The organism is Arcobacter sp. LA11 (genome assembly GCF_001895145.1).
Lineage (GTDB): Bacteria > Campylobacterota > Campylobacteria > Campylobacterales > Arcobacteraceae > Halarcobacter.
Map to the genome: position 1 here is coordinate 1 of NZ_BDIR01000002.1, position 25,804 is coordinate 25,804.

General features: G+C 29.0%; 20 protein-coding genes. 6 read left to right on the plus strand and 14 right to left on the minus strand.

The genetic code is table 11. The features are described from left to right. Positions 1–165: 165 nt before the first annotated feature. Together BT997_RS02010 and BT997_RS02015 are read left to right on the plus strand one after the other, a co-directional pair. On the plus strand, positions 166–2,937 hold the full coding sequence (locus BT997_RS02010) for a DUF3427 domain-containing protein (RefSeq protein ID WP_072679730.1): 2,772 nt from the start codon (positions 166–168) through the stop codon (positions 2,935–2,937). Between the two features lie 7 nt (positions 2,938–2,944). Beyond that, entirely contained in the window at positions 2,945–3,412 is a 468-nt protein-coding gene (locus BT997_RS02015; protein ID WP_072679731.1) for a DUF420 domain-containing protein, read from the plus strand. Here BT997_RS02015 and BT997_RS02020 read toward each other — a convergent pair. Continuing rightward, the gene (locus tag BT997_RS02020; RefSeq protein ID WP_072679732.1) at positions 3,402–3,902 is read right to left on the minus strand and encodes a nucleoside 2-deoxyribosyltransferase; all 501 of its coding nucleotides are present in this window, start codon (positions 3,900–3,902) and stop codon (positions 3,402–3,404) included. The two genes, BT997_RS02015 and BT997_RS02020, sit on opposite strands and share 11 nt — an antisense overlap. 9 nt (positions 3,903–3,911) lie before the next feature. After that, on the minus strand, positions 3,912–4,259 hold the full coding sequence (locus BT997_RS02025; RefSeq protein ID WP_072679733.1) for a nucleotide pyrophosphohydrolase: 348 nt from the start codon (positions 4,257–4,259) through the stop codon (positions 3,912–3,914). Between the two features lie 61 nt (positions 4,260–4,320). Here BT997_RS02025 and BT997_RS02030 point away from each other — a divergent pair, with 61 nt between their 5' ends. Then, positions 4,321–5,322, plus strand: coding sequence for a tRNA pseudouridine(13) synthase TruD (locus BT997_RS02030; RefSeq protein WP_072679734.1), 1,002 nt, complete (start codon positions 4,321–4,323; stop codon positions 5,320–5,322). 16 nt (positions 5,323–5,338) lie between these two features. Here the strand turns inward: BT997_RS02030 and nirD are convergent, their stop codons facing one another. The 5 genes from nirD to BT997_RS02055 all read right to left on the minus strand — a co-directional run bounded on the left by nirD (position 5,339) and on the right by BT997_RS02055 (position 11,407). Beyond that, positions 5,339–5,647, minus strand: coding sequence for a nitrite reductase small subunit NirD (nirD, locus tag BT997_RS02035; protein ID WP_072679735.1), 309 nt, complete (start codon positions 5,645–5,647; stop codon positions 5,339–5,341). Then, the gene (gene nirB, locus BT997_RS02040; protein WP_072679736.1) at positions 5,647–8,112 is read right to left on the minus strand and encodes a nitrite reductase large subunit NirB; all 2,466 of its coding nucleotides are present in this window, start codon (positions 8,110–8,112) and stop codon (positions 5,647–5,649) included. The genes nirD and nirB overlap by 1 nt, the downstream gene beginning before the upstream one ends. A gap of 185 nt (positions 8,113–8,297) precedes the next feature. After that, positions 8,298–10,022, minus strand: a complete 1,725-nt coding sequence (locus tag BT997_RS02045; protein ID WP_072679737.1) for a bifunctional protein-serine/threonine kinase/phosphatase — start codon at positions 10,020–10,022, stop codon at positions 8,298–8,300. A gap of 62 nt (positions 10,023–10,084) precedes the next feature. Beyond that, positions 10,085–10,525 carry a cyanase gene (cynS, locus tag BT997_RS02050; RefSeq protein ID WP_072679738.1) on the minus strand — a complete coding sequence of 147 codons (441 nt, stop codon included), beginning with the start codon at positions 10,523–10,525 and terminating at the stop codon, positions 10,085–10,087. Between the two features lie 45 nt (positions 10,526–10,570). Continuing rightward, a complete protein-coding gene (locus BT997_RS02055) occupies positions 10,571–11,407 on the minus strand; it encodes a formate/nitrite transporter family protein (RefSeq protein WP_072679739.1) in 837 nt (278 codons plus the stop codon). A 202-nt stretch (positions 11,408–11,609) separates the two neighbouring features. On the opposite strand from BT997_RS02055, the gene BT997_RS02060 reads away from it, so the two are divergent. Together BT997_RS02060 and BT997_RS02065 are read left to right on the plus strand one after the other, a co-directional pair. Further along, on the plus strand, positions 11,610–13,109 hold the full coding sequence (locus BT997_RS02060) for a DUF3365 domain-containing protein (protein WP_072679740.1): 1,500 nt from the start codon (positions 11,610–11,612) through the stop codon (positions 13,107–13,109). Continuing rightward, a complete protein-coding gene (locus tag BT997_RS02065) occupies positions 13,096–13,776 on the plus strand; it encodes a response regulator transcription factor (RefSeq protein ID WP_083568394.1) in 681 nt (226 codons plus the stop codon). The genes BT997_RS02060 and BT997_RS02065 overlap by 14 nt, the downstream gene beginning before the upstream one ends. A gap of 4 nt (positions 13,777–13,780) precedes the next feature. Here BT997_RS02065 and BT997_RS02070 read toward each other — a convergent pair whose 3' ends face one another. The 7 genes from BT997_RS02070 to BT997_RS02100 all read right to left on the minus strand — a co-directional run bounded on the left by BT997_RS02070 (position 13,781) and on the right by BT997_RS02100 (position 24,052). Next, the gene (locus tag BT997_RS02070) at positions 13,781–13,999 is read right to left on the minus strand and encodes a hypothetical protein (RefSeq protein ID WP_072679741.1); all 219 of its coding nucleotides are present in this window, start codon (positions 13,997–13,999) and stop codon (positions 13,781–13,783) included. A gap of 20 nt (positions 14,000–14,019) precedes the next feature. Beyond that, positions 14,020–14,661 carry a LysE family translocator gene (locus BT997_RS02075; protein ID WP_072679742.1) on the minus strand — a complete coding sequence of 214 codons (642 nt, stop codon included), beginning with the start codon at positions 14,659–14,661 and terminating at the stop codon, positions 14,020–14,022. Positions 14,662–14,919: 258 nt separating this feature from the next. Further along, the gene (locus tag BT997_RS02080; RefSeq protein ID WP_083568397.1) at positions 14,920–17,232 is read right to left on the minus strand and encodes a molybdopterin oxidoreductase family protein; all 2,313 of its coding nucleotides are present in this window, start codon (positions 17,230–17,232) and stop codon (positions 14,920–14,922) included. A gap of 2 nt (positions 17,233–17,234) precedes the next feature. After that, the gene (locus tag BT997_RS02085) at positions 17,235–18,827 is read right to left on the minus strand and encodes a DmsC/YnfH family molybdoenzyme membrane anchor subunit (RefSeq protein WP_072679744.1); all 1,593 of its coding nucleotides are present in this window, start codon (positions 18,825–18,827) and stop codon (positions 17,235–17,237) included. A 136-nt stretch (positions 18,828–18,963) separates the two neighbouring features. Beyond that, complete coding sequence (locus tag BT997_RS02090) at positions 18,964–20,952, minus strand: molybdopterin oxidoreductase family protein (RefSeq protein WP_072679745.1); 1,989 nt, start codon at positions 20,950–20,952, stop codon at positions 18,964–18,966. Positions 20,953–21,035: 83 nt separating this feature from the next. Then, positions 21,036–22,661, minus strand: a complete 1,626-nt coding sequence (locus BT997_RS02095; protein WP_143145146.1) for a protein phosphatase 2C domain-containing protein — start codon at positions 22,659–22,661, stop codon at positions 21,036–21,038. Positions 22,662–22,771: 110 nt separating this feature from the next. Next, positions 22,772–24,052: a nitrate/nitrite transporter gene (locus BT997_RS02100; RefSeq protein ID WP_072679746.1), complete on the minus strand. Its 1,281-nt coding sequence runs from the start codon at positions 24,050–24,052 to the stop codon at positions 22,772–22,774. Between the two features lie 352 nt (positions 24,053–24,404). Between BT997_RS02100 and BT997_RS02105 the strand changes: the two genes are divergently transcribed. Beyond that, entirely contained in the window at positions 24,405–25,781 is a 1,377-nt protein-coding gene (locus BT997_RS02105) for a CmpA/NrtA family ABC transporter substrate-binding protein (RefSeq protein ID WP_072679747.1), read from the plus strand. Positions 25,782–25,804: the final 23 nt, after the last annotated feature.

Here is a 25,804-nt window from a genome sequence, read left to right on the forward strand (position 1 = left end):
AATTCATAATTACCTATTATCCTTTATTTGTCTTATTATTTAATATATATCAATATTATCAAAAAATATATTAGTACATTATCAAAATAGCTTATATTAAAAAAATATAGATAAAACCTTTTAGCATAAATTCCCTATAATCACATATTAAATTTAAGGTTTTTTTTGAACGAGTTTATTACTAACAATTCTACTTCTAATTTTTATAATCATTTCACAAAACTTCTACATGAATGTGATTCTTTTATTTTTAATGTTGCATTTATTAATTTTTCTGGCTTACAATTATTATTGGATTCTTTAGATTCTTGTGAGAAAAGAGGAATAAAAGGAAAAGTTCTTACTTCTACTTATTTAAATTTTACAGAAGCAAAAGCTTTAGAACGATTAAAAGAGTTTGAAAATATTGAGTTGAAGATATTTGAGTCTTCAGAAAAAAATATTGGTTTTCATGCAAAGACTTATATTTTTGAATTTGAAGATGCGTATAAAATTTTACTTGGTTCATCAAATATAACTGCGAGTGCTTTTAAAACAAATATTGAATGGAATATTAAAACTGTTTCAAAAAAAGATGATCTGTTCTTAAAAGAGGTGTTGCAAGAGTTTGGTTCTCTTTGGCAAGATTCTTTTTTTGTTGATGATGATTTTTTAACTTCATATAAAAACTTTCAAATTTCACAAAAGATAGAACAATTTAAATATAAAAAAGAATTTACTATTAATTTTATGCAAAAAGATGCTTTAGAAAGATTAGAATTTTTACGAAAAAAAGGTGAGAAAAAAGCTTTAGCTATTGCTGCAACTGGAACTGGGAAAACATATCTAGGTGCTTTTGATGTAGAAAAATACAAGCCTAAAAGAGTGCTTTTTATAGTACATAGGGAAAATATTTTACTAAAAGCAAAACAGACTTTTGAATCTATTATTCATGACTTTTCATGTGGTTTATATACTGGAAATAAAAAAGAAGAATCTAAGGATTATATTTTTGCAACTATTCAAACGCTTAGTTCAAATTATGAAAATTTTAGAAAAGAAGAGTTTGATTATATTATTGTAGATGAAGCTCATCATATTACAAGTCCTAGCTATAAAAAAGTTTGTGAATATTTTACTCCTAAGTTTTTACTTGGACTTACTGCAACGCCAAATAGAAGTGATAAAAAGTCTATATATGAAGTCTTTGATGATAATATAGCTTGTGATATAAGATTAAATGACGCTCTTGAATATAGTCTTGTTTCACCTTTTCATTATTATGGAATAAGTGATATAAATAGTATAGATTATGAAGGTATTGATTTAACAAAGATTTCAGAGCTTGCAAAACTTTTGATGGTAAATAGAAGAGTTGATTATATAATTGATAAGATGAATTTTTATGGACACTCTGGATTAAAAAGAAAAGTTTTAGGCTTCTGTGCTTCAAAAGAACATGCACTATTTATGAGTGAAGAGTTTAATAAAAAAGGAATAACCTCTACTTCTTTAATAAGTGATGATTCTATACAAAAAAGAGAAGATATTATAAAAAAGCTTGAAGATGAAAATGATAAACTAGAAGTAGTCTTCACCGTTGATATTTTCAACGAAGGTGTCGATATCCCATCTATAAATACTGTACTTCTTTTAAGACCTACAAACTCTCCAATTATATTTATTCAACAACTTGGACGTGGTTTACGAAAGTATAAAAATAAAGAGTTTTTAACTTTACTTGATTTTATTGGAAACCATAATAAAGCATATCTTATCGCACTTGCTTTAGTTGGAAATAAAGCAATTGATAAAGAGAGTATCAAAATATCACTACTAAACAATTTTGCAAATATTGATAATGCTTTTATTCAAATGGATGAAATTTCTAAACAAAGAATTTTAGAACAAATTGATAATGAAAATTTCAATACTTTAAAATACTTAAAAGAACAATACTTTGAATTTAAATCAAATACAGGAAATAAGATTCCGACTCTTTGTGATTTTATATTCCATGATGAAATAGTCTCACCACTTTCTTTTATAAGTGAATCAAAATCATATATAGAATTTTTATCAAAAGTAGAAAAAACAGAAGAGTTAAAAGATTTATGTACGAATGAAGATTTTATAAAAGCTATTAGATTTACACAGTCATTTTTTCCTATAAAAAGAGTTTATGAGTTTGTTATATTAAAACACTTACTTGATAATGAACTTTGTGATATTAAGCAGGCTAAGAACTTACTAAATAAATATTTAGAAAGGGTTTGTGAAGATACTATAAAACATAGTTTTGAGTATTTAAATCAAAACTATTTTGACTCTGGACAGATAAGTAGATATCTAAAATTAGCAAATCTAAAAGATGGAAAACTAGAAAAAACAAAAGAATTCACTCAAATATTAGCAAATAAAAAATACAAAGAAATTTTCGAAGATAGTTTAAATTATGCAATAGTAACTTATGAAAAAGATTTTGGAATAAAAGACTTTGGAGTGCCATTTTTAAAATTATATGAAAAATACAATATGCTAAATATAGCACAGCTTTGTAACTTTAATAAGATACACTCTTCTTTTAGAGGTAGTGGTTTTTTAAAGTATAAAGATGATTTCTTTTTATTTATAACTTTAGAGAAAGATAAGTTTTCAAAAGCTTCAAGTTATCATAATGCTTTTCTTTCTAAAGAAATTTTTACATATTCTAGTAAACCTAGCCATTCGCAAGAAAAAGGCGATGGACAAAGGCTCTGTGAAAATAAAAAATATGGAGTCAGACTTCATATTTTTGTTAGAAAATTTTCCCATGTGGATAAGAAAGTACAAGGATTTATCTATCTAGGTCTTGCAAATGCACAAAGTTATAAGAACAATAAACCAATTGATTTAGAACTTAAATTAGAAACTCCACTAAATGATAAACTTTATGAAGAGTTTACACGAATAATATAGGAAAACAATGATGTTATCGATTTTTAATAATGCTCCAACTTATATGACAGTTTTTACAGTTTATATATTTTTTCTGCCTTTTTTCTTTTTACTTAGTATTTTTTTAGCAAAAAGAAAAAAAATAAAACTGCACTTTATCTCTCAAACTTTTCTTCTAGGATTGACTTTACTTTTTGTTTTATACTTTGAGATTATGATTAGAATTTATGGAGGTTTTTTAGATTTTGCAAATGATAGTTTTGTTCCATATCCTTTTTTATTAGGGTTTTTGATTTTCCATATTATTTTAGCCTCTATTTCATTGGGAGGATGGATATATCTTTATATTAGTTCTTTAAAAGCAATAAACAAAAAAAGTCCAAACTCTTTTAATAAAATAAAACATAAAAAAATTGGAATATCTATATTTATCGCTCTGACTGTTAGTTCAATTACAGGATTATTTATATATATCTTTTTGTTTTTTAGATATTAGATATTTTTTTTAAAACTTTTTCAAAGTCACCTATAACAATATCTTCAACGGAACACGCAATCATAAGATTTACAGGATGATTAAAATCTTCAATCATTTTTCCATTTAGATCACAATAAGTATCTCCATGAGCTAGTATTTCATCTTCATGAAATTGTTCTAAATATGTAGTCTCTCTAAAAAGATATCCATAAACTTTTTTACCAAGAGCTGAAGCATAACCACACTCCCAAATAGTTCCACTATCACTCTCTTTTCCTCTAAAAGAGTTTAAGTTTGCAACTACAAGATCGCATTCATCTATCAAATTTTTATTTGCTTCAAAAATATCTTTAGCAATTTTTTGTTTTGCTTGGTTGAAATCAATAACATTATCAAGTGGATATAGACCTATAAAGCCATAATCTTTGCAAAGTTCTACATATCTTTGACCAATTTCTATAGAGTCCATTTCAAATACATCTGGCCCTGCTATATATATTTTTTTCATATTGATTCCTTATTTCTTTTTACCATATTCTATTCTCTTTCCATTTTCATCAATTAAAGGATATTTTTTTTCATTTAATTTCATTTTTTCAATTATTGCATCTTCTAGATTTATATCTAGTTTCATACACATTCGTATAAGGTATACTGCAATATCAGCTATCTCTTGTTTTGCATGTTCTTTTTTATCATCACTTAGATTATTTGCTTGTTCAAGTTCGAGCCATTGAAATATTTCAAGTAGTTCTGATGCCTCAACACTTAAAGCCATAGATAAATTTTTTGGGTTATGAAATTTTTCCCAATCTCTTTGTTCCGAAAAGTCTTTAATAATACCTTCAATTTTTTGCATATTCATGTTAAACCTCTTTAAATGATAAAGTATTATATAATACCGAAATTTTAAAAAAAGAAAAATAATGATAAAAAGAATGTTTTTACAAAAACACAAAGCAATTGATTTTAAGTTTTACCAAAATGTTGATGATTTTATAGTTGAAGAGCTTCCAATAAAATTTGCAGGACGTGGAAATTTTATTATTGCAAAGATTAAAAAAAAACAACTTGGAACTTGGGATTTAATAGAGAGCCTAGGACGTGGACTTAGAATCTATGAAAATGAATTAGGTTATGCAGGATTAAAAGATAAAAATGCAACAACTACACAGTATATCTCTATTCCAAAAAAGTATTCAAAAGATTTAAAAAACTTTAGACATAATAAAATTGAGATTCTAGAAACAACTCTTCATGGTTCAAAATTAAATATTGGTGATCTAGAAGGAAATAAATTTGAAATAAATCTTCATGATGTAAAAATAGAAGATGTTGGAAAGATTGAAAAACTTTTAAAACAAATTTCAAAAGTAGGAATGCCAAACTATTTTGGGTTTCAGAGATTTGGCTTTGAAGGGGAAGAAAATCTTGAGAAAGCTAGAAAATATATCTATGAAGACTTGATTATAAAAGATAGAAAAATATCTAAAATGTTAGTCTCAGCTTACCAAAGTGATTTTTTCAATAAATGGTTAGTAGAAAGATTAAAAAATAGTACAGACTTTTTTAAACCTTTATCTGGCGATGTTTTTAGAGAATATTCAAAAGATAAATTTTTTACACCAAAAAATTTAAATGAAAATATTCTAAAAGATTTTGAAGATAAAAAAATAGTACCAACAGGACTACTTCCAGGTCGTCAAGCCTTTAGAAGTATGCATGAGGCAAGAACTATTGAGCAGAAGTATGATGATGCATATATTCAAGAAAAAGGCTATAGAAGAGACGCTATTGTCTATCCAAAAGATATATCAGTAAACTACAATAAACAAACTAGTAAATGTAAAGTGAAGTTCTCACTTCCTAAAGGCTCTTATGCCACTGTATTAATTGAGAATATTATGAATAGGAATCTAAAAGCTTAGATTCCTGTCTTATATTTTATAGATTAAGATATAAAAAACCGCCATCTACTTTACTTTCGTAAACATTAGTACAACCACTATCATTTCCAAGTGCTTCACCCGTAGCTAAATCTATATCCCAGTTGTGTAATGGACAAGTAACCACTGATTCATGAACTAGACCTTCACTTAATTTTCCTTGCTTATGTGGACAGATATTGTTGATTGCAAAAATAGAACCATCTCTATTTTTAAATAAAGCGATTTCTTCTTCCCCTATAACCACTTTTCTTGAACCCATAGCTGGGATATTTTCTGCTTCTATTACTTTAATCCAAGTTGCCATTATACTGTCTCCTTTGCTACATAGTTTGGTAAATTTTCTGTATCAATTACAATTGGATTAAACTCTTTTGTATATCCATCCTCAATTGCTTTTGCCCAAGGGTCAACTTGTGCTGATTTTTGTGATTCATCAAATGAAGCTGCGTACATTTTTCTTTTTTCATCGTCAAACATAACTTCTTTTATATACTCTAATCCAACTCTTTCTATCCAGTGAGCTGTTCTTTCTAGATAGTACGCATCTTCTCTATAAAATTGCATATAAGCTTTTGTATATTCGAATAATTCTTCATCCGTTTCTACTTTACATAAGAAATCAGTAACTCTAACTTTGATACCACCATTACCTGCTATATGGATTTCCCATCCTGAATCAACACCTATAACTCCAAAGTCTTTAATTGTTGCTTCGGCACAGTTTCTTGGACATCCTGATACTGCAATTTTATATTTATGTGGTGTCCATGAACCCCATGTTAATTTTTCTAGTAGTACACCCATTCCCATTGAATCTTGTGTACCAAATCTACAATAAGTATTTCCTACACAAGTTTTTACAGTTCTAAGACCTTTAGCATATGCTTGACCAGATACGAAACCTGCATCATTTAAATCTTTCCACATAGGTTCTAATTGTTCTTTTGTTACACCAAACATATCAAGTCTTTGTCCCCCTGTAAACTTTACAGTTGGTACATTATATTTAACAGCAATATCTGCCATATCTTTAAGCTCTTGAGCTGTTGTTAATCCACCCCAAATTCTTGGAACTACTGAATATGTACCATCTTTTTGTATATTTGCAAATACTCTATCATTTACAAGGGCAGATCTTTTGTCATTTTGATATTTATCATCATTGTATTTAACAAGTAAGTAGTAGTTAATAGCAGGTCTACATTTAACACATCCATCTTCTGTTTTCCAATCAAGTTTTCTAAATACTTCATATACATTGTTAAAATCATTTGAGTTAATAGTATCTTTTATTTCTTGGTGTCCAACATCACAACAATCACAGATACCTTCAACTGTATCATTGTATTCATCACCTAAAGTGTTTACTAAAATTTGTTCAACTAAACCTAAACATGAACCACATGATGCTCCAGCTTTTGTACATGATTTTACATCACCAAGTGTTTTTAAATCTTTGTCTTTAATAGCACTTACAATATCACCTTTACAAACACCATTACATCCACAAACTTCCTCATCATCACTCATGGCATTTACATCATCACCACCGTGACCTGCATCTCCTGAAAGTGCAGACTTACCAAATAGTATTTTTGTTCTTAAGTCGCTTATATCAGTATGTTCTTTTAAAAGTTTTAAATACCAAGAAGCATCCACTGTATCACCATAAAGTACAATACCAATGATTTTATTATCATAGATTACAAGTTTTTTATAAACTCCAACTTTTTCATCAAGTAAGATAAGTTCTTCTGTAGTCTCATCACCTAAGTAGTCTCCAGCTGAAAATAAGTCAACGCCAGAAATTTTAAGCCTAGTTGATAAAGTAGAACCAGAGTATCCATCTATATCTTTATCTGCAAGTTTTTTAGCTAATACTTTTGCTTGCTCATATAAAGGAGCAACTAAACCATATGTATTTCCTTTATGTTCAACACATTCTCCAATTGCAAAAATTGAGTCATCACTTGTTTTCATAAAATCATCAACTGCGATACCTTTTTTAGTCTCAAGTCCAGCTTCTTTAGCTAAAGTAGTATTTGGAATAATCCCTGTTGCAAAAACTACGATATTTGAACTTACTGTTTCACCATCTGTAAAACTTACACTTTCAACTGTATTTTTTCCTGTAATTTCTTCAATAGTAGTATTTAGTTTAAACTCTATTCCATATGATTCAAGGTTTTTTTGTAAAAGTTTTCCACCAGTTGTGTCTAATTGTTGTGAAAGAATAGAACCACTTCTATGTACTAAAATAGTTTTAATTCCATGCATTGCTATACCATATGCAGCTTCAAGACCAAGTAATCCTCCACCAACAACTACAGCAGTTTTTTCTTTATCTATAGTATCAATAATAGTATCTACATCATGTTTTGTTCTAAATGCAATTACATTTTTTAAATCGCTTCCCGTTGTTTTAGGAACAAAAGGCTTTGACCCAGTAGCTATTAAAAGTTTGTCATATGAGGTTTCTTTTCCACTTTCACTTTTGATTGTTTTTGATTCTTTATTTATAGAAGTAACTTTGTCACCTTTGTATAAAGTGATATTATGTTCATCGTACCATGATTGGTGATTAATAATAGTATCTTCAAAAGTTTTTTCTTGTGATAGTATATATGAAAGCATAATTCTATTGTAGTTTACATAAGGTTCTTCACCAAAAACTGTAATATCATATTTCTCTTTTGTAATATCTAATAAATCTTCAACTGTACGAAGACCACTCATTCCATTTCCAATTATTACTAATTTTTCTTTCACGATTATTCCTTCTAAATCTTATGTTTTAATTATTCCAAAAAATCTACATTTTGTATCAAAAAAAGTGTATATAAAATATTCAATAAACTTAATTCTTAATAAAATTATCTAGAAAATAAGTATTTGAATGTATCTATTTAGCTTTTATAGCTTTATTTTACATTAAATATCCCAAGGTATCCACTTTATTTTAAAACTAAGAAAACTATACACATGGCTAAAATAAAGCTAACTATTTTCCAAAAGAAAACAGGGTTTCTTTTTATCAGTGCTGGTTTTGTTTTGTTCAAAAAGTTTTGATTTGGATGATGTAAATCATAAATAAATTCTGACAATTCTGAGTATCTATCATTTGGGTTAATTTCCAATGCTTTTTTTAATGCTTCATCTACCCACGTAGGAATTATAGATTCATCTTCATAGGCTAAGCTATAATATTTTAGTTTTTTCTGTAAAGATGTTGTATGAGATTTTGCTACATTTATTCCATATGGAAACTTTCCTGAAATCATTTGATATGTAATTACTGCTAGTGAAAAGATATCTGAACGATTTGAACCTTTAAAACCAAGGAAATATTCAGGAGCAGAATATAAAGCAGTGCCTTGTAGGTGTTCTTGTTCTATTATTGAATTGATATCTTGTATTCCTTCAACTCTTGTAGAACCAAAGTCAATGATTTTTATTGAGCCTGTGTTATCTATTAGAATATTTTCAGGTCTTATATCTTGATGTATCATTTCAAGTCTATGAAAAGCAAAAAGTCCTTTTGCTATTTGTTCTATAATATTTCTTATTTTCTCTAACTTAGGTTTTGGATTATCTATTATCCATTGGCTTAGGGTTTGACCTTCTATAAACTCTGTGACATTATATAAATAATTTTGCTTTCTTGTTTGAACATAGGATTTTACTACATAGGCATTGTTGATTTTTTTTGCAATCCAATCTTCTAATATAAATCGTTCTAAGTATGCTTTATCATTTTGTAATTCTGTTGATGGAGTTTTTATAACAACAGATGTTTTTGTTTCATTATCGACTGCAAGATAAACATGGCTTCTTGGACTTGAACTTAAATTTCTTATAATTGTATATCCATCAAAAGTTTGTCTTGCTTCAAGTATTGGAGGAAGAGGTTTTTCATCAAGTTGCTGATTTATCTCTTTTAATTCTTTATTTGGAAGAGCATCGATTCTTACAAGTTGAATAGTTAAATTATCATCGCTTCCATTTTTTAAAGCTTCTTCTGCGAAAATTTTGGCAGCCTCTTCGTAATTATCTTTGTATTTTTTCAAAGTATCAAGCATAAAATCTTTTTTAATAAATTCATAAACACCATCAGTCATAAGTAAAAAAATATCATCTTTATCAACAGGGATTGAATCATAATCAATTGTAAGCTGTGAATCAATACCCATAGCTCTACTTAAATAACTTTTATCTTTTGAAACCCAAAGTCGATGATCAGTTGTAAGTTGTTGAAGGTTATTATCTTTTAATCTATATATTCTTGAATCACCAAGATGAAAAATATGTGCAGTAGTTGATTTTATGATTATAGAACTAAAAGTACAGACATATCCTTTGTCTTTATCATATCTATGTTGGCTTTGTCTTGTTTGTGAATATAACCAAGAATTGGTTGCTGTTAAAACTCTTTGGGCTGATTTTTTAACAGACCAAGTCTGGGAGGTACAATAGTAGTCTTCTAAAAAGGAATTTACAGAAACTTTACTTGCTATATCACTTACGTTGCTGGTGCTTATTCCATCTGCTAGGGCTATTGCTAGACCTTTATATTTTAGTAGATGATCATTTGGTATAGAAATACCATGGAAATCTTGATTTACTTCCTTTACTCCTTTAGTAGAGTATTGACCGCTCGTGATTTGTAATTTATTATTCATACTATTAAACCTTAATGCAGACTAAAAAAGGTTAAAAAATTTAGTCTGCATTAAAATCTAGTTTACCAAGATTTATAACCTAGGAATTTTCCATTCATAGTAATTACAACTCTATCTCCAGCTGGATTCTTTTCTTTTTCGATATCCATTGAGAAATCAATTGCACTCATAATTCCATCACCAAATTTTTCACCTATAATCTCTTTTATTGTATCTCCATAAACACCTATAACTTCATAGAATCTATATACTACGGGGTCTGTAGGAATAACTTGATCCCAAGATTTATATGGATACTCTTGTAAAACTTTTTCAACGTTTTTACTAAGTTTTAGAACTTTACAAAGCTTTTTAGCTTGCTCTTTTGTTAAAGAATTTTTTCCTAAACAAGCTGAAGTTAAAAATACACTTCCTAATCCAACTTTTGAAGAGATGTCTTCCCAAGATAAACCAAGTTCTTTTTTTGAAATTATTATTTCTTCTGTCATTTCTATTTTTGTCATTCTTTATCTCCTAAATTACTTTATAGGCAAAAAGCCTATAAAGTTTTATGCTGCGTATTTATCCGAAGAAACACCTAAATCTCTTCTTTTATCAGTTTTAACGTGTGTATAGTAAATCATTAGACCAACAAACACTAAACCACCTACCAAGTTACCAAGTGCAACTGGAAGTTCATTCCATAATAAGTAATCAGCAATTGTAAAATCTCCACCCATGATTAAAGAGAATGGAAAAAGGAACATATTTACAATAGAGTGTTCAAACCCCATAAAGAAGAACAGCATAATTGGCATCCACATTGCAAGCCACTTTCCTGAAACAGAAGTAGAAATCATAGCTCCAACTACACCCATAGATACCATCCAGTTACATAACATACCTCTAATAAATACTGTAATCCACCCAGCAATTCCATATTCAGAGTACCCAACTGTTCTAGACTCACCTATAGTTGCAACCTTTGCAGCAATTGCTCCACCATCAGTATTGAATCCCATAGTAAAGATAAATGCCATCATCACTGCAACTGTAAATGCACCACCAAAGTTACCAAGAGCAACTAATCCCCAGTTTCTTAGAATTTGTTTCCATGTAACCCCAGGTCTTTTATCAATCCATGCTAATGGAACTAAAGTAAATACACCAGTTAAAAGGTCAAATTTCATAAAATAAAGCATGATAAAACCAACAGGGAATAAACAAGCCCCTAAAATTGGTGACCCTGATTTCATTGCAACTGTAATTGCAAAAACTGCTGCTAGTGCTAAAATTGCACCTGCCATATATGCTCTAATTAATGTATCTTTTGTAGACATGAATACTTTTTGCTCACCAGCATCAACCATTTTGGTAGCAAACTCAGACGGTTCTATATACGCCATAAACTCTCCTTGTTTTGTTTATAATTTTTAGATGAGAGTATTAAAACAAAAGAAGTGAGGAAAAAAATAGGATTTTTGAGATTCTATGTATACAAAATATACAAAGTGAGTAATTAAAACTGTTTAATAAAGTTTTATAATTACATATATAAAAAGGAATCTCATCAGAAAATCAATCATATATCTATTTATATTTTTTTTATTGTCACTTTTTTTATTAATTGGAAGTACTATTAAAGACTCATATAAAGTTCAAGAAAATCTTTTAAATGAAAGTCTAAAAAATAAAGCACTTGCTATTTTCAATCTTATAGTTGATATGAGACATTGGAATGCCCAATATAAAGGTGTTTATGTTAGAAGTGATAAATTAGAACCTAATCCATATTTAAAACCTGGTTTTATAAAATCAAAAAACAATGAAAAACTCATCTGGGTAAATCCAGCTTTTATGACTAGACAAATATCTGATATTGCAAGTAAAAGAGATGGCTTTAAACTGAAAATCACAAGTAATAAACTAATTAATAAAAATAATGCTCCAGATGAAGAAGAGAGAAAGATATTAAAATATTTTGATAATAATATTGATGTACCATATTATTGGAGTATGGATAATAATACTTTTAGGTTTATGGGTGCTTTGAAAACTGAGGAAAGTTGTCTTGAATGTCATGCCCATCAAGGGTATAAAGTAGGAGATGTAAGAGGTGGTATCTCTGTATCTTTTGATGCGAAGAAAGAGTATAAACAGCTTGAAGAGATTAATAAAGATAAAGAACAGACTATTTTCTTTTTGGTTATTGCTGCTATTGGTACTATTATTACCTTGATTGTTTATCAGCGTATTAAAAGAGTAGACGAGATGAAAATTTCAAATCTAAATAGTACTTTAGAAACAAAAGTAAAAGAACTTGATGATTTTAATAAAACTTTAGAAATAAAAGTAAAAAAAGAGGTTGAAAAACAAAGAGAAAAAGAGAATCTTTTAATCCAACAATCTAAACTTGCAGCACTTGGAGAAATGATAGGAAATATTGCCCATCAATGGAGACAACCAATAAGCGCAGTAAGTGCAATCATGATGAATATAAAATGGACAGCAATAGCCCAAGGCGCAGATAAAAACTTTTTAGATGAAAGAATGAAAGAGGCAAATGAACAATTAAAATATATGTCTCAAACTATTGATGACTTTAGAACTTTTTTTAAACCAAATAAAGAAAAAGAGTACTTTGATTTAAAAGAAGAAGTACGAAAAGCATATAAGATTTTAAGGGCCTCTCTTGAAAATGAAAATATCAATCTTCAAATATATTCTAATACAACAATAGAAGCTTATGGTTATGCAAATGAATTTTCGCAAGTTGTATTAAATATAATTTCAAATGCAAAATATGTATTAGTTGAAAGAAAAATAGAAAACTCAAAGATAGAAATACATTTATCAAAAGATGAACAAAATATATATTGTGAGATAAAAGATAATGCTGGTGGAATAGAAGAAAAATATATTGATAGAATTTTTGAACCATACTTTACAACAAAAGAACATCACGGTACTGGAATAGGATTATACATATCAAAAGAGATAATACATAAACATATGAAAGGTATGTTAAGAGTAGAAAATGGCAAAGATGGAGCTAGTTTTATAATCTCAATACCAAGAGTAAAAAAGGAAAATCATGCAGATACTTGAGAGACTAAAAACTAAAACTATCTTACTAGTTGAAGATGAAGATATCATAAGAGAAAATATTGCTTCGATGTTAAAATTCTTTTTTAAAGAAGTATATACTGCAATTGATGGTTATGATGGTATTGATAAATATGAAGAGCATCTTCCTGATATAGTTATGACAGATTTAAAGATGCCAGTTATGAATGGTTTTGAACTTATTGAAGAACTTAGAACTAGATCATGTAAAGCATATACGATAATTGTATCAGCTCATACAGATACAGAACTTTTACTTGATGCAATTCACAATGGCGTAGATAGATATATAATAAAACCAGTAACAGAAGATGAACTTTTTGAAGCTTTTGAAGCATATTTTAAAAAAATAGATGAAGAGTTACCTAAAGTTATTGAGCTTAGTTCAAGTATAACTATTAATTTTGATAAAGCGTTTGTAGTAGTAAATAGTGAAGAAATTCATATAAATAAAAAAGAGACCCAGTTTCTAACTTTGCTTTGTAAAGATATGGATAAAACAATAACTTATGAAGAAATAGAGTATCAAATTTGGGGAAGCGCTTCTATGAGTTTAGCTGCAATTAGAAGTGTTGTAAGAGATCTAAGAAAAAAGATAGGACAAGATTATATTTTAAATGTATCAGGGACTGGTTATAGGTTAAGATAGTTTTTTAAATCTTTACATTCCAATCTTCTAAAGTTTTAGGAGCTTCTAGTTCACAATTGTCCCACTCTTCAAATCCTGATGTTTTTTCATAAACTTGCAAAGCTAACTCTTCCGCTTTTTCTGACCAGTTTATTACGTCATCATTTATAGTTAGATTATATCCACCATATGGTGCTGCTGAGATAAAGAATATTCCAAAAGGTGTTTTAAAATAGTTTCTCAAAATTTGATTCCTTCTATATTTTAGTTATTACTAGTAAGTGCAACTTTTAATCCAAATGCAATTAATACACTACCAATAATTCTTTCTATTGTTTTCTTTGATTTATAAAATTTATCTAATAAAATTGGGTGAGTAAACAAATAGCTTACGGTAATAAACCAAATTAGATGTGCAAAAGATATAATCATTCCATATACTAGTTGTATCCAAATAGGAGTTTCTATAGTAACTACCTGAGTAAAGATACTTAAAAAGAATATTGTTGTTTTAGGGTTCAGTACATTTGAAATAAATCCAGTTTTAAAAGCTTCAAGATTAGATATATCTAAATGGCTTTTATTCTGTTCAATATCAACTATTGATTTTGAAGTAAAAGTTTTCCATCCAATATAGATTAGATATGCAGCACCTAGATACTTTAAAATTGAAAATAAGATTATAGAGTTTGAGATAATAACAGCTAGTCCAGCAATAGAGTATGCAACATGAAACCATACCGCAGTACTTATCCCAAGAGCAGAATATAAACCAGCTTTTCTACCATAGAAAATACTGTTTCTTGTAACCATCACAAAATCAGAACCAGGACTAATTGCCATAAATATTGCTATAAAACTCATAGTTAGTATTTCATTTAAATAAGGGATTGAGTCTAAGAACATATTATTCCTTTACGTATTTATTGAATAGAGATTATATCTAAGATAAGCTATAAGAGTAATAGAAATATATAGTAAAGTAAGTAAAGAAGCTACAAGTATAAAACTTGTAGCTTAATGATTTAATTTTATTTTTTTAATTTGTTTTATCTTCTTAGATAAACCTTTTTCTTAAATGGACAGTTTTGTACCATTTTCAACATCTAAATATAACTAATAAAAATGTGAAATTAATCGGAAAAAAATAGAAAAAAACTGATATTATTTATTAATAGAATTTTTTTTCATTATTTCATTTGCAAAAATACTCTCATTTTTAACCACAATATGTTCAAGTTCTCCAATAACTTCTGTCTCTTTCATCTTAATCCCATCTGGAACTTTAACACTATGAAGTTGAACTGCACACTGTTTATAATTTGGTTCAAAAGATTTTGGATCAAAATCTGCGATTGTGATTGCATTTATTAGTTGTTCATTATAATGAAATGGTACAAAAACTGAACCAGGTCTTACATTTTGTGACTCTCTTACTATGATATCTTTGATTTTTCCTCTACTTGAAGATATATCCATTCTATCTCCACTTTTAACTTCTAGTTTAAGGGCATCTTTTGGATTTATTTCAATCCATGCTTCAGGTGCTAGGTCATTTAGTATAGAGATAGTTTTTGTTTTTGTTCTTGTGTGCCATTGTTCAACTGTACGACCAGTATTTAACATAAGTGGAAAATCACTGTTTTCAGACTCTAGAAGTGGTAACCAATCAAGAGCTAATAAATTTGCTTTTCCATCACTAGTATTACAAGGCATATTTTCATCATAAAGTCTTGCAGTTCCTTTTGGATTTTTTGTATTACAAGGCCATTGGATTCCTCCAAGTTCTTCTATTAGTTCATACGTCATACCTGTATAATCACAAAGTCTTCCATCACTTAATTTTTTCCATTCATTAAAAGCATCTCTTGGTTCTTTCCAATTTGGATATAGTTTTTCATCTAGTCCAAAGTATTTTGAAAACTCTAATACAATATCAAAGTCACTTTTACAAATACCAAGAGGTTCTACAGCTTTTTTAGCATAGTTACATCTTCTTTCACTATTTGTATATGTTCCTTCTTTCTCACTCCACGTAGCAGCAGAAAATACTATATCAGCTTTCATAATGGTTTCACTTTTAAATGCATCTTGAACTACAAGTAGCTCAAGTTTTCTAAGTGCTTTTCGTAATTTGTTTTGATCAGGAAAAGATACTAAGGGATTAGTTGCAACAAGCCATAAAGCTTTTATCTCACCTTTTTCTATAGCATCTATTATTTGTGGATATGAGTAACCACGTGAAGTTGGTACATCTTCTACTGGAAGATTCACAATGTTTGCATACTCTTGTCTATCTTTTTCGCTTGCAAAGTTTCTATATCCTGGTATTGAAGAAGTAAATCCAGTTTCTCTAGTACCCATTGCGTTACATTGACCTGTAATAGAAAGTGCCGTTGCACCTTTTCTTCCAAGGTTACCAGTAATAAGTGCAAGATTACAAATCGCACTAACTGTATCAGTTCCTATTGAACTTTGATTTACTCCCATAGTCCATGCTGACATAGCTGCTGGTGATTTTGCATAAACACGAGCAAGGTTATATAAATCTTTTACCTCAATACCCGTTATCTGGGCAACATCTTGTGGTTTATAGTTTGCCATGACATGTTTTCTAAACTCTTTATATCCAGTTGTTCTTTTTTTAATAAACTTTTCGTCTTCCCAACCTTGTTCTAAAATAATATGACAAAGTCCATTCATCAAGGCTAAATCGCTTCTAGGTTTTATTGCTACAAAGATATCTGCCATTTTTGCAGTTTTTGAAAACCTTGGGTCAATTACTATAATAGTTGGTTTCTTACCAGTAATCTTTTCATTTTTTGCAATATGAAGTTTCAAAATAGGGTGGTTATCTGCAATATTTGCACCTATTAAAACAATAGTATCTGCATAAGAGAAATCTTCATAACATCCAACTGGTCCATCACTTCCAAAAGTTTGTTTATATCCCATAACTGCACTTGCCATACAAAGTGTTGTATTGCCATCGTAGTTGTTTGTCTTTAATCCCATTTGAACAAACTTACCTAGAGTATAAAACTCTTCTGTTAAAAGTTGTCCTGTAGAGATTACTGATATAGCTTGGTTACCATATTTTGATTGTATTTCTTTAAATTTATCACTTGTTGTTTGAAAAGCTTCTTCCCAAGAAGAACTCACTAATTGACCATTTTTTCTAATCATTGGAGATGTAAGTCTATTTTCACTTTGAACCATGTCATGTTCGCTTAAACCTTTTGGACAAAGAGTTCCTTTATTTACAGGATGAGCTGGGTCACCTTTTGTATATGTAGGTTTTCCATTTTGTACACCAATATATAAGCCACAACCAACACCACAATATCCACAAGTACTTCTAACCCAAGAAGTTGGAGCTTTCTCTTTAGCTACTTTTCCAAATACTTTATCATCTACAAGTGAGTATTTATCATTTTTAATATCTACACCTAGAAAGTTTTTAATTTTATTAATCATCATTAGCCCCTTTGGTTCCCTGCAAAAAAGTTTCCTGCAAGTCCTTGAGCAACTGCAGTTTTATAAAATAGTAGTCTTGAAATAATTTCACTAGAAAATGAAATAATAATTGCAAGACCTAATACAAAAATTGAATCTGGATAGTTACCAGCAGCTAGAAGAAGCATAGCAAATAGAGGTAATGCTAATGCTCCAATATATAAAGACATCTCTCTATAATCATTATATTTTTTAAAATGTTCTTCATATAAAATCTTTGTTTTATTTAGTTGATAAAAGTGTTTATTCTCTTTATCTAGATATTTATAAAAATCATTTTGATTTGCAAACTCTTTATATTGAAAAAATGAAATAAATAGTGCTATAGGTATAACAACACTTGCACTTGCATAGTACGCATTTAATATAAGAATAAAGCCTATTAATAAAATTCCAATATATGAAACATTGAAGAAAATATTTGTTGTTTCTTTTTTATTCCAAGATGGTCTAGCTTTAATTCTATAAATCATAGATTGAGCATAGATTCCATAAATACCAATTGCTAATACACCAACTTCTATAATAAATCTAAACACTTGGTTAAATTCAAAAAAGAATATTGGAAGAAGAAGTGTTAATCCTCCTGCATAAAGACTAAGGGCTAAAGCTTCTCTACTTAACCAAGAAGTTTTAATATTTTTCATAGCTGTATATGCTAATATTGGACGTCCAAGGTGTAAAGCAGATAGTGGTAACCCAATTGCTGCTGGTATAAAAATGGCAATCAACATCCATATATTTGGAATAGCAAGATTAAATCCAAGTAAGCTTGCAAACTCTCCTGCAACTAAAGCTATAAATCCTCCAACAGAAATTTGAGTTAAAATTGTCATAAATACAAGTGGCCATTCTGAATGATTTGGTTTTACAATATGTGCATCTGCTGGGATTACTTTTTCTGTAGCATCATCAATTGTATATCTAGTAGTTGGTTTAGTTACTTCTGTATCTGGAAGATGAGGTGCAATTCCTTCTTTTTCTAAACCAGTATCAAGCCATTCTTGTGTATTTACAACTTCTATTTCAATTGCACCTGCTGGACAGGCTTGTACACAGGCTGGAGTTTGTCCTATATCTAACTTATCATGACACATGTGACACTTAGTTACTATTCCTCGGTCTTCATTAAATACAGGTACTTCATAAGGACAGTTCCATGTACAGTATTGACATCCAATACACGTATCATCATCGTGAAAAACTATTCCATTGTCAAATTTTATATAAGATTCTGTAGGACAACCTTTTAAACATTCTGGGTCAATACAGTGGTTACAAGACATTGAGTTAAAATGATTTGAAACATTTGGGAAGATACCACTTTGAGTTTCTCCTACTCTTCTCCATTTTATATCAGCAGAGTTATTATTTTGTTCATTACAGGCAACTTCACAACAGTGACACCCTACACAGGCTGTTGCATCAAAGTGAAACCTATACTGTTCTCCTTCTTTGGGTTTTTCTATATCAATATTGTAGTTACCACATTGCATACCGGTTTGTGCTTTATGATTTATAAAACTTTCTAAGGGAGTCTCTTCATTTATACTCATTCTCAATATCCTATTATTATCTATAATTGAATATTGTAGCAATAATTTTATGTAAATTTAAAGTTAATCTATATATAAAATATACAATAAAATATTTTTATATCTATAAAATAAGATAATTAATGTAAAATTAAGATTACAATTTTTCTATTCTTACTGCACTATGGTTATAATCTGGTTGTAGGGAATCTTTATCTAGTAAATCATTTGTAAGATAATTTATATTTCTATTACTAACAGGTATAAATATTGTATCTACTCTTATCGTGTCTGTGATTAAAACTTTTGATTCAATTTCTCCTCTAATAGATTGAATTTTTATTTTGTCATTATCTACTAATCCTAATTTTTTAGCATTTAAAGGGTTCATTTCACAAAAGTCTAAATCTTTAAATTTTAGAAGAGTTTTTGGAAGATTTGTTTTTGTTCCACTATGCCATTGGTCTCTTGTTCTTCCTGTTATTAAAATAAATGGATATTTTATACTTGTCTTTTCACTTAAAAGTTTATTTTGTACAAAATGAAGATTTGCTTTTTTGTTTTTTGTAAAAAATTCTTTTTTTAAAACAATATCTTTTCCCCATACAAAAGGTTTTTTTGATAAATCATCATAGTCTGCTTTATGTATATCCATATGATTAGATAATTTTGTCATCTCTTGATATTCTTGAAAAATTTCTTTTGAAGATTGAAAATTAAAAGCATTTTTAAATCCAAGTTTTTGTGCAATTAATTGAAAAATCTCCCAATCTGGTTTACAATCAATTGAAGTTCGTGTTAGTTTTTCTTGTTTTGTGATTGTTCTATCTAGATTTGTTTGAGTTCCTTCTTTTTCTCCCCATGGAGAAGCAGGGAGTTTGATATGTGCAAAATCAGATGTTTCAGAGTTATCATAAGCATTGATTTCTATAACAGTAGGTATTTTTTTCATTAGTCTTTCAACTTTATTTCTATTTGGAAGATGATAAACAGGATCTGTGTGACAAATAACAAGCACATCTAAATTTGCACTTAGCATTTGTGTTGCAGTTAATCCTACTTTATTATCAATCTTATTTGTATCCCAAAACTGTGAAACTTTTTTTATAGACTCTTTTTCAAAACCTAAATGTACTGCAAGCATAGTGGAAAGTCCACCAACTTCCCTTCCTCCCATTGCATTTGGTTGACCAGTTAATGAAAATGGTCCATTCCCTTCTTTATAGATTTTTCCTGTAAGTAAATGAGTGTTTATAAGAGATAGATTTTTATCTACTCCTTGAACTGATTGGTTTAATCCCATTGTCCATGCTGATATTATATTTTCACTGTTTTTATATATTTCCCAAAACTCTTCAAATTGTTCTTTTGAAAGTCCAGTTCTTTTTAGCATTTTAGTTATAGGAACTCTTTTAAATTTATTTTTTAATAGTTCATAATTATTTACATTTTCTTTTATAAATTTTTCATCAACTAAATTTTCATCAATAATTCTTTTTGAAACTAGATTAAAAAAATCTATATCACTTCCTACTTTTAGTGGAAGATATAAATCAGCAATCTTAGCAGTATCAGTAAATCTTGGGTCTAGAACGATAATCTTAAGACCTTTTTTCTTTGCTCTTTTAATATTATTATGAAAAACTACATGTGCCTCGGCAGTATTCGCACCTGCTAAAATAAGAAGATTTGCTTTAAAAACATCTTCCATTCTAACTGGAACAAAATCTATTCCAAAGGCTTTTTTATGGGCTACAACTGCACTTGACATACATGTTCTACTATTTGTATCTACGTTATTTGTACCTAAAAAACCTTTTACTAATTTATTTGCAATATAATAATCTTCGGTTAGCAGTTGACCTGATAAATAAAATCCAATTTTATCACTAGTAGTAGCTTTGATTTTTTTTGCTATAACATCTACTGCATTATCCCAAGAGGTAGTCTTAAGTTCATCATGGAGTGTTTCTCTAATGTGTGGACGTAATAATCTAGTAGGAGTTTGAATACTTAAAAGTTCAGAAACTCCTTTTGAACAAACTTTTCCTTCATTTACTGGATAAACTAAATCTCCTCTTAATTTATCTTCTTCAAATTCTAGACCACAACCAACACCACAATATCCACAAACTGACTTTATCATCAAAAATCCTATATATTTTTATAGGATTTATTATATATAAAATTAATGTAAAATTAAGAATATTCTGTTTAAAAGATAAACAATTATGAAGTTTTTATCCACATAATAAAATTAAGGATTAGTAGAAAGTAAAATCCAAACTTATAAAACTTCAAAGGATCTCTTTGAAGTAATGGTGTATTTTTATTAAAAAATGGTTTTACCTTATCAGAGTTTTCCACTTCATAATTCATAAGAGTATAATTTTCATACCTCAAGTTTTCATCTACACTTATGGCTCTTAATATAATACTTTCTAACCAATTTGGAATATTATTGTTATAAGTTCTTGGTAGTTTTGCTTTTTTAAATGTAGGGTTTTGAAAAGGTTCAATTTCTCCATATGGAAACTTACCTGTTAAACTTTCATATAAAGTAACTCCAATAGAAAATATCTCTGTTTTTTCATTGATAAAAGCATCTTTAAATCTCTCAGGAGCCAGATAAGAAGGCGTTCCAGCTTTATTATTTATTGAATAGACTTCAGTAATAGAACCAAAATCAATGATTTTAAAAATTCTTTTTCCATCACGTTCACATACAATAATATTTTCTGGTTTTATATCTCCATGAACTAAGTCATACTTTAATAAATACTGACTCATACTAAGTAAAGTTTTGGCTAAAACTATGGATTCTTCAATTGATAGTGTTCTTTTTTTAAGATACTGTTTTAATGTAATCCCATCAAGTTTAGTCATAAGATAATATCTTGCAGTTCTATTTTTAGGAACTACACTTTTTGGAAAAAATCCAGCTTTTAATCTTTTTGCATTCCATACTTCTTTTACATATAAATCTAAAATATCTGGATTTTCTACTGCTTCAGCTGGAGCAAACTTTATTACATATTCAATACCTTTTTTTTCACAAATCCAAGTTCTGTCATTTTGAATTAATGACAACTTAAGTTTATAACCATCAATTTCATCACCTTTTTTTAATTTTTCAGGGATGTTTAGTGATAATTTTTTTAATTTACTTACTTCATCAATATCTAAAATATCAATTACTATTGCAGAAGTATCATCAGGAAGGTTATCTTCCATTAGTTTACTAGCTTTTTTTACAAGTGGTATTGCTCCATTTCTCATGTGTTTTGATAACATATCATTACTCATAACTGAGTATAATCCATCACTACATAAGAGAATTGAGTCATCTTTTTGTATGTTATTTTCAAAATAAAAAATTTCTAATTCATCATTTATTCCAATAGCATTTGATAAAACACTATGCATTCCTTCTTCATTATGGTCATATGAAAGTTGTTTTAGTTCTTCATCTCTTTTTATATATATACGGCTATCTCCAACATTTGCACCATATAATCTATTTCCATCAATTACAACGATAGTTAATGTTGTGACAAGTTCTGGTCTTTCGTATTGATCTATAGATTCTTTATATAAAATTGAGTTAATAGATTTAATAAAAGATTTGATAGATTTTTCAATTGTCCATGCAATAGGTCTATTTTTGAAGTTATTAATTAAATGAGTTGTAACTCTTTTTGCAGCTTCTGCTCCTGCTATTGCAGAACCAACACCATCGCAAAGAACGGCAACAGTTATATTATCAGATACTTTAATATCGTAAAAATCATCTCCTGTTAGCTCAGCTCTTTTTGCTAACATAAATCCTGTCGCTTTTATATTATTTTTACTCAAGTTAACAACTCCTAAAGTATTATGTATATATTTAAATTAAAACTTCAAATAAATTCTTAATTTAAATATAAAAAGAGACTCTTTTATTAAGAGACCTTTTTATAAGTTTTTTAGATTCTACCACCAGCGGTAACACCCCAAGTTGTTCTCCATCTAGTTTTAACTAAACTGATTCCTGAAATTGCTACGATTACAACTACTGCAAAGATCAAAAAACCTGCTGTATATCCGTCAAATGCACCTTTTGACCAACCTAGTGTTTTAATCAGAGCTGTTCCTCCAAGACCACCAGCACATCCAACAATTCCTGTCATTATACCAATATCTTTACCAAATCTTTGTGGAACTAACTGGAATACTGCACCATTTGCCATTCCAAGATTTGCCATAATTAAGAACAGTACTAAAATAGCCACTGCAAATGGTAATTCAACGGTTGCATTTATAATTGCTAGTAAGGCAACAATACCATAGAAAAAATATAGAGATCTAACTCCACCAATTTTATCTGCAATATTTCCACCAACAGGTCTTAATACTGCACCTGCAAATATACATAAAGCACCAAAGTAACCAGCAATTACTTTTACATTTCCTTCATCTAATACATCTATACCAAATGCAGCCATATCTACTTGATAAGTATTCATTAAATATACTTTCATATATCCAGCAAATCCAACAAATCCACCAAATGAAACTGCGTAAAATAATGAAAACCACCATGTATCTTTATCTTTTAATAGTTTTCCATAATCTTTTAATTTTTTAGGATTTGCTTTATATACAGATTCAGGTGCATCTTTTGCTAAGAAAAGATAAGCAACAAAAACGACAATTGCCATTGCTGCACCAACTCCAAATACTGAATCCCATCCCCAGATTTCTGCAATTTTTGGCGCAAATAAGAAATCAATTACAACACCAATATTACCAGCACCAGCAATACCTAAAACTACACCTTGAAGTTTTGGCGGATACCATTGTCCAGCTTGTGGTAAAGCAACTGCAAATGAGGCACCTGCAAAACCAAGACCAAGAGCAACTATTAGTAGTTGATTATATGTAATATTGTCACCTTGTAAATAAGCAGTTAATAATGCAGCAATAACAATTGCTTGTGAGATAAGTGCTGTCATTTTTGCACCTAGTTTGTCAACTCCAAACCCTAATACAATTCTTAATATTGCTCCTGATAAAATAGGAAGTGATAATAATGTAGCTTTTTCACTTGCTGTCATTATATGACCACCTAAAGCTAAAGCTTCAGAAATTTCTGTACTAAGTGGTCCTAACATTGTCCACACCATAAAACTCATATCAAAATATAAAAAAGCCATGAACAAAGTAGTTGCGTGTCCTTGTCCTTTTAAGTCTTTTAATCCTGCCATATATATCCTTCTGTAACTGTTTTGTGAAAGTATATAATTAATGATAAAAAAAAAGTATATAAATGTGTATAAAATATATCCAATATATAAATACTATATAAACAGATATAAAATATACAAAATAGATGAACAATAAATATACTTGATATATAAATTTATTTTAATGAAAATTTAATAAAAGGAAATCAAATATAATATAAAAAAGCTAATATATAGGGTTCAAGAAATTAATTTAATGAAAAATTAAGAATTATATGTATAAAAAATGAACAATAATAATGTATGTTTTATCAGAATTTACTGATACAATACTCTTATCAAAACATATACAGTGTTAAATTAAGGAGAGTAGATGTTAAAACAGGTATTAAAAATTGGTTTAGGTGTTTCAGTTGTTGCTTCAACTTTATTAGCAGCCCCAGAGAAAACAAAATTAAAAATAGGTTTTATTGCACTAACTGACTGTGCTCCATTAGTAATTGCAAAAGAGAAAGGATTCTTTAAAGCTGAAGGTCTTGATGTACATGTTGCAAAAGAAGGTGGTGGATGGCCAGGTATTCAGCAAAAAGTAATTTCTGGTGAATATGATTTTTCTCATGCACTAGCAGGTATGCCTATTGCTGCAACACTTGGAATCAATGGAAATGCTCATTTACAAGCTTTATTATCATTAGACTTTAATGGTAATGCAATTACATATGGTAATAATATTATTGCAGAGATGGAAAAATATGGTTTAGATAAAACAAAAAGACCAGTATCTGCTGAATCTCTAAAAAAATATATTGATGCAAAAAGAGCAAAAGAGGGTGATAAGTATGCCCCACTTAACTTTGGTATGGTTCACCCAGTTTCAACTCACAACTATGAGTTAAGATATTGGATGTCTGCTTCTGGAATTAAGCCAGACCAAGATTGTACTATCAAACCATTTCCACCACCAACAATGCCATCAAACTTAATTGCTGGAAATATTGAGGGTTATTGTGTTGGTGAGCCTTGGAATTCAAGAATTGTACTTAAAGGTAAAGGTTCGGCACTTGTAACAAATTATGATATCTGGAACAATAATCCAGAAAAAGTTCTACAAGCAAGAGCTGATTTTGTTAAGAAAAACCCTGAAACTACAAAAGCTGTTATGCGAGCAGTTATTAAAGCTCAAAAATGGTTAGATGAATCATGGGAAAATAGAGAAGAAGCTATTGGTTATTTAGCTAAGAAAAACTATGTAAAAGCCCCAAAAAATGTACTTAGAAAATCTATGTCAGGAACATTCCTTTATAACAAAGGTGTAGATTCTGCTAATCCAATGTTTAATGTATTTGCAAACAACTACGCAGCGTATCCATTTTATTCACATGGAATGTGGTTTGTTACTCAAATGTATAGATGGGGACAACTTGATAAACCAGTTGATATGAAAGCATTAATTGAAAAAGTTTATAGACCTGATTTATTTGCTGAAGTTGCAAAAGAAGTTGATTATAAGTTACCTCCAAGTCCATGGAAAAAAGATGGTGTTGATGAATATAATAAATTCTTAGATGGAAAAGTTTGGGATCCAAATAAAGCAGTTGATTATATCTTTGATTTCAAAGTTCAAAACTCACTTGTTTCAAAAGAAGATTTAATGAAAGCTAACTCATGGAAAGTTGAAACTAAACAACCTGGTTATACTTGTCATTATGGTCCTGCTGGATGTGCAGATCCAAAATATGTTACTAAATAAAGTATCAAATTTATAAAAAATAA

Excerpts from the sequence above, each read along its gene's own strand:
- BT997_RS02015 (WP_072679731.1), top strand. The coding sequence starts at position 2,945 with ATGATGTTATCGATTTTTAATAATGCTCCAACTTATATGACAGTTTTT.
- BT997_RS02020 (WP_072679732.1), bottom strand. The coding sequence starts at position 3,902 with ATGAAAAAAATATATATAGCAGGGCCAGATGTATTTGAAATGGACTCT.
- BT997_RS02025 (WP_072679733.1), bottom strand. The coding sequence starts at position 4,259 with ATGAATATGCAAAAAATTGAAGGTATTATTAAAGACTTTTCGGAACAA.
- BT997_RS02030 (WP_072679734.1), top strand. The coding sequence starts at position 4,321 with ATGATAAAAAGAATGTTTTTACAAAAACACAAAGCAATTGATTTTAAG.
- nirD (WP_072679735.1), bottom strand. The coding sequence starts at position 5,647 with ATGGCAACTTGGATTAAAGTAATAGAAGCAGAAAATATCCCAGCTATG.
- BT997_RS02045 (WP_072679737.1), bottom strand. The coding sequence starts at position 10,022 with ATGAATAATAAATTACAAATCACGAGCGGTCAATACTCTACTAAAGGA.
- cynS (WP_072679738.1), bottom strand. The coding sequence starts at position 10,525 with ATGACAAAAATAGAAATGACAGAAGAAATAATAATTTCAAAAAAAGAA.
- BT997_RS02055 (WP_072679739.1), bottom strand. The coding sequence starts at position 11,407 with ATGGCGTATATAGAACCGTCTGAGTTTGCTACCAAAATGGTTGATGCT.
- BT997_RS02065 (WP_083568394.1), top strand. The coding sequence starts at position 13,096 with ATGCAGATACTTGAGAGACTAAAAACTAAAACTATCTTACTAGTTGAA.
- BT997_RS02075 (WP_072679742.1), bottom strand. The coding sequence starts at position 14,661 with ATGTTCTTAGACTCAATCCCTTATTTAAATGAAATACTAACTATGAGT.
- BT997_RS02080 (WP_083568397.1), bottom strand. The coding sequence starts at position 17,232 with ATGATTAATAAAATTAAAAACTTTCTAGGTGTAGATATTAAAAATGAT.
- BT997_RS02085 (WP_072679744.1), bottom strand. The coding sequence starts at position 18,827 with ATGAGTATAAATGAAGAGACTCCCTTAGAAAGTTTTATAAATCATAAA.
- BT997_RS02090 (WP_072679745.1), bottom strand. The coding sequence starts at position 20,952 with ATGATAAAGTCAGTTTGTGGATATTGTGGTGTTGGTTGTGGTCTAGAA.
- BT997_RS02100 (WP_072679746.1), bottom strand. The coding sequence starts at position 24,052 with ATGGCAGGATTAAAAGACTTAAAAGGACAAGGACACGCAACTACTTTG.
- BT997_RS02105 (WP_072679747.1), top strand. The coding sequence starts at position 24,405 with ATGTTAAAACAGGTATTAAAAATTGGTTTAGGTGTTTCAGTTGTTGCT.